Source organism: Trinickia sp., assembly GCF_051961175.1.
In the GTDB taxonomy this organism is placed as follows: Bacteria; Pseudomonadota; Gammaproteobacteria; order Burkholderiales; family Burkholderiaceae; genus Trinickia.
The window spans coordinates 1-4,880 of sequence record NZ_JBQCDN010000061.1 but is presented as its reverse complement, the minus strand read 5'-3'; the positions used below and the strand labels follow the sequence as shown (position 1 = coordinate 4,880).

4 protein-coding genes and 1 riboswitch are annotated in these 4,880 nt (G+C 62.5%); of the genes, 1 reads left to right on the top strand and 3 read right to left on the bottom strand.

The window, feature by feature from the left end; translation table 11 throughout:
• Nucleotides 1–1,025, top strand: a 1,025-nt coding sequence (gene tsaD, locus ACTHL0_RS03460) for a tRNA (adenosine(37)-N6)-threonylcarbamoyltransferase complex transferase subunit TsaD (RefSeq protein ID WP_440565191.1), incomplete at its 5' end; no start/stop codon positions are given.
• 62 nt (nt 1,026–1,087) lie between these two features.
• Here the strand turns inward: tsaD and ACTHL0_RS03455 are convergent.
• The 3 genes from ACTHL0_RS03455 to dxs all read right to left on the bottom strand — a co-directional run bounded on the left by ACTHL0_RS03455 (nt 1,088) and on the right by dxs (nt 4,824).
• Entirely contained in the window at nt 1,088–1,414 is a 327-nt protein-coding gene (locus ACTHL0_RS03455; RefSeq protein WP_440565190.1) for a hypothetical protein, read from the bottom strand.
• A 43-nt stretch (nt 1,415–1,457) separates the two neighbouring features.
• Nucleotides 1,458–1,567, bottom strand: a riboswitch (SAM-I-IV-variant riboswitch).
• Between the two features lie 392 nt (nt 1,568–1,959).
• Nucleotides 1,960–2,778 (bottom strand): GTP cyclohydrolase FolE2, encoded by an 819-nt coding sequence (folE2, locus tag ACTHL0_RS03450; protein WP_440565189.1) that lies wholly within the window; start codon nt 2,776–2,778, stop codon nt 1,960–1,962.
• Nucleotides 2,779–2,925: 147 nt separating this feature from the next.
• Nucleotides 2,926–4,824: a 1-deoxy-D-xylulose-5-phosphate synthase gene (gene dxs, locus ACTHL0_RS03445; protein ID WP_440565188.1), complete on the bottom strand. Its 1,899-nt coding sequence runs from the start codon at nt 4,822–4,824 to the stop codon at nt 2,926–2,928.
• Between the last annotated feature and the right edge of the window lie 56 nt (nt 4,825–4,880).

The window sequence follows — 4,880 nt, the reverse complement described above, 5'->3', positions numbered from 1 at the left end:
TGCTCGTTCTCGGCATCGAAAGCTCGTGCGACGAAACCGGGCTCGCGCTCTACGACACCGAGCGCGGCCTGCTCGCACACGCCCTGCATTCGCAAATCGCCATGCACCGCGAATACGGCGGCGTCGTGCCCGAACTCGCGTCGCGCGATCACATTCGCCGCGCCCTGCCCTTGCTCGAGGATGTCCTTGAGCGTTCCGGCGCGTCCCGCACCGACATCGACGCCATCGCTTTCACTCAGGGCCCCGGGCTCGCCGGTGCGCTGCTTGTCGGCGCGAGCATCGCCAATGCGCTGGCAATGGCCTGGGACAAACCCACGGTCGGCATCCACCATCTCGAAGGTCATTTGCTGTCGCCGCTGCTCGTCGAAGCGCCGCCGCCGTTTCCATTCGTCGCACTGCTCGTCTCGGGCGGCCATACGCAGCTTATGCGCGTGACGGATGTCGGCGTGTACGAAACGCTCGGCGAAACACTCGACGATGCCGCCGGCGAAGCCTTCGACAAGACAGCCAAGTTGCTGGGCCTCGGCTATCCGGGTGGCCCGGAAGTCTCGCGTCTCGCGGAATACGGCACGCCGGGCGCCGTTACGCTGCCGCGCCCGATGCTTCACTCGGGCGATCTCGATTTCAGCTTCAGCGGCTTGAAGACCGCCGTCCTCACGCAAACGAAACACCTGGGCGCCAATGTCTGCGAACAGGCGAAAGCCGATCTGGCGCGAGGGTTCGTCGATGCGGCCGTCGAAGTGCTCGTCGCGAAATCGCTGGCCGCCCTCAAGAAGACGCGGCTGAAACGGCTTGTCGTGGCGGGCGGCGTGGGCGCGAATCGGCAATTGCGCGAAGCCCTGTCGGCCGCCGCCAAAAAGCGCGGCTTCGACGTGCACTACCCCGATCTTTCGCTGTGCACCGACAACGGCGCGATGATCGCGCTGGCGGGCGCGCTCCGGCTGCGGCGCTGGCCCGAGCAGGCGAATAAGGATTACGCGTTTACGGTCAAACCGCGCTGGGATTTGTCGTCGCTCGCGCGATAGCGGGTGAGATGGTCGACGATCGGCGGCGATTAAACTGCCGCGACTTCCTCGTCCAGGTCATTTCACTCGCGTCCGCGGGCAAAGCTGTGCTCAAGGCGTGCGCGCAAAACGTGCTCGATCTCAAGAAGTTGCTCGCGCAACGTTCTAGCCTGGCGCTCGCCCACATCGTCAAACGCAATCTTATGCTCGAAGACACCGTCTCTCTTCGTGATTGCCCAACTCCTGACTGACACACGTTCGCGATGTAGACGCGAGGCCGCAGATGCGACGACCTCCAGATTATCGTCAGCGACGAGATAGATCCGGTGAGTCAACTTGAAGCCTGGGAGACAGCGCGACCAGATGTCGTCGGCCGTTGCGGTAGGTTGCGAAGAAATATCTTGATGCATAGCCACTCCGGAGAACGTTGAAGATCGAACCGGTGCAGCCAGGCTGTTCCCGCTTCGTTGCCGACCATCGGCCGCATCGCCTTGAGGCAACCACCTTGCCCGGGAAGGCAGGTTGGCGTTTGTACCAATCGGTACTAACTCTGGATGCAATTCAATGTTTGATGCAGCCTCGACGCGGTACACCGCCGGCCACATCAACGCACAACTGCGATAGCCTGTCCATGAGCCAAACGACAGACCGATCGCGACCACGCATCCGTCATTTCGGATGTTGGCGCTCAATATACCCCATTTCCGATATATCGAACAAGGATCTTTTATATCGAAATTTGTTCGGTATCCAGGAAAATCTCGGGAACGGATGCCGAGGGGCGCAACGCTAAGCGCTACGTTCTACGGCAAAGCGGCGGGCTGACACTTCGAGCGAGGGCGGCCAGATGCCAACTGGGCTCGCCTTCGAATCGTGCAGGTGCTGCCGCCAGCCCCTTGGGCGACGAAAGCGCGGAATGCCCCAACCGGGTTTCCGCAGAAGGTCACATCCGCCGTCAAACCGCCGAAGCGCCCACGCGCTTGTCATGCTCGATGACGGCATACGCGCTGTGGTTGTGGATCGACTCGAAGTTTTCCGCTTCGAGCACGTACGACACGATGCGCTCGTCCGCGTTCAGACGCTGCGCCACATCGCGCACCAGATCTTCGACGAATTTCGGGTTCTCGTAGGCGCGCTCCGTCACGAACTTCTCATCGGGGCGCTTAAGCAATCCCCACAGTTCGCACGATGCCTCTTCCTCGGCCATCCGAATCAGTGCTTCAACCGGCAGGTCGGCGACGAGTTCGACTTCGATCGTGACGTGCGAACGCTGATTGTGTGCGCCGTATTGGGAGATCTCTTTCGAACACGGGCACAGGCTCGTCACCGGCACGAGCACGCGCAGGAACGTGCGGGCTTCGCCGTCGTGCGCTTGCCCGGCCAAAGTGACCTCGTAATCGAGCAGGCTGGACACCCCCGAAACCGGCGCCGTTTTCGGCACGAAGTACGGGAACGTCACTTCGATGCGGCCACCCGTGGCTTCGAGCTTATCGAGCATTTCAGTCAGCATCTTTCGAAACGACGAAGGTTCCAGCGGCGCCTTGTTCCCCTCGAGCAGCGCCACGAAACGCGACATATGCGTGCCCTTCTGATCGGCCGGCAGGCGGACGTCGAGATTCCACGTACCCACCGTCGGCTGCACGTCGCCAGTCGCGGTGCGCACCGTCAACGGATGGCGCACACCTTTCACCCCGACTCGCTGAATTGGAATCTGCCGCGTGTCGACGGTGCTTTGCACGTCAGGCATCACGAAGGCGGGATTCATTTGGTTCATCGTTGTTTTGTCCTAGTGAGCGCCGCCGAAGCGCCGGCAGGCAAGAGCCGGTGCAGTTCGCGCGCCAATAACGAAACATGGGCCCGAAGGCCCATGCGTGCATCTAACTGTGCGTGCAACAGTGGCCGCTTATACGGCCAGTCCAGATCAGGCAACGCGCTGCGCCGCCAGCTTGGCCGCCGGCTCGACAAAGCGCGCTCGGATCGATTTTTCGATACCCGCGCCGTCGAGGCCGCACTCCGCCAACAGCTTGGCGGGATCGCCGTGATCGATGAAGCTATCGGGGAGGCCCAATTGTAGTACGGGGCGAACAACCCCATTGGCAAGTAGGGATTCAACGCAAGCCGAACCGGCGCCGCCCATGATGCAGCCTTCCTCAACCGTGACGATGGCATCGTGCGTTTGCGCGAGCTCACGCACGAGATCGGCGTCGATCGGCTTCACGAACCGCATATTGGCCACCGTGGCATCGAGCGCTTCTGCCGCGGCCAACGCTGGGGCGACCATCGTGCCGAACGCCAGGATGGCGATCCTGCTGCCCTTCGGTGCCGTCGATTGACGACGAATCTCGCCCTTGCCGACCGGCAGCGCCGTCATCTGCTTGACCGTCGCCACGCCCGTGCCCGCACCGCGCGGGTATCGCACCGCCGTCGGATTCGGCTGCTGGAGCGCCGTGTACAGCATTTGACGGCACTCGTTTTCATCGGCAGGCGCCATCACCGTCATATTCGGGATGCAGCGCAGGAACGCGAGATCGTATGCGCCGGCGTGCGTGGCGCCGTCTGCACCGACCAAACCCGCGCGATCGATCGCGAACACCACGGGCAGGTTCTGCAACGCAACGTCGTGAATCAGTTGATCGTAGCCGCGCTGCAGGAACGTCGAATAGATCGCGACGACGGGCTTGAGCCCTTCCGCCGCCAGACCGCCTGCGAACGTCACCGCATGCTGCTCGGCGATACCCACGTCGTAGTAGCGATCCGGGAAGCGCTTTTCGAACTCGACCATGCCCGAACCCTCGCGCATGGCCGGCGTGATGCCGACGACGGTCGAATCGAGTTCGGCCGCATCGCACAGCCATTCCCCGAACACTTGCGTGTACGTTTTCTTCGAAGGCGCCGTGCTCGGCTTGATGCCCTCGGCCGGGTTGAACTTGCCCGGGCCGTGATAGAGCACCGGGTCAGCTTCGGCGAGCTTGTAGCCTTGCCCCTTCTTCGTGACGACGTGCAGGAACTGCGGCCCGCGCAATTCGCGGATGTTTTGCAGCGTCGGGATCAGCGAATCGAGATCGTGACCGTCGATCGGGCCGATGTAATTGAACCCGAACTCCTCGAACAGCGTGGCCGGCACCACCATGCCCTTCGCGTGCTCTTCGAGCTTGCGAGCCAGTTCGAGTACCGGCGGGGCAACACGCAATACGCGCTCGACGCCCGCACGGGCGGCCGCATAGAATCGCCCCGACATGAGCCGGGCCAGGTGCCGATTGAGCGCGCCGACGGGCGGCGAAATCGACATATCGTTGTCGTTCAGGATCACGAGCAGCGGCACATCGTCGCACACGCCCGCGTTGTTCATCGCTTCGAACGCCATGCCGGCCGTCATCGCTCCGTCGCCGATCACGGCGATGGAGAAGCGGTCGATGCCTTCGAGCTTGCTGGCGATCGCCATGCCGAGCGCCGCCGAGATCGACGTGCTCGAATGGGCGGTGCCGAACGTGTCGTACTGCGATTCGCTGCGGCGCGGGAAGCCCGAAATGCCGCCGCGTTGACGCAGCGACGACATCCGGTCGCGACGCCCCGTCAGAATCTTATGAGGATAGGTTTGATGGCCGACGTCCCAGACGATACGATCGTGCGGCGTTTCGAACACATAGTGCAAGGCAATCGTCAGCTCGACGGTGCCGAGATTCGACGACAAATGCCCACCCGTCTGCGACACGCTGTCGAGCACGTACGCACGCAGCTCGTCGGCGAGTGGCTTCAATTGACGGCGGTCGAGGCGGCGCAAATCCGCCGGGTCGTCGATGGTTTTCAACAAGTCGTACATCGTCGTTCCATTGTAGGAAAAGTTACGCGCCCGCTTTCTTCTTACGCTTCTCGAGG

Coding starts and splice junctions, on each gene's coding strand:
- folE2 (WP_440565189.1), bottom strand. CDS start 2,778: ATGAACCAAATGAATCCCGCCTTCGTGATGCCTGACGTGCAAAGCACC.
- dxs (WP_440565188.1), bottom strand. CDS start 4,824: ATGTACGACTTGTTGAAAACCATCGACGACCCGGCGGATTTGCGCCGC.
- ACTHL0_RS03455 (WP_440565190.1), bottom strand. CDS start 1,414: ATGCATCAAGATATTTCTTCGCAACCTACCGCAACGGCCGACGACATC.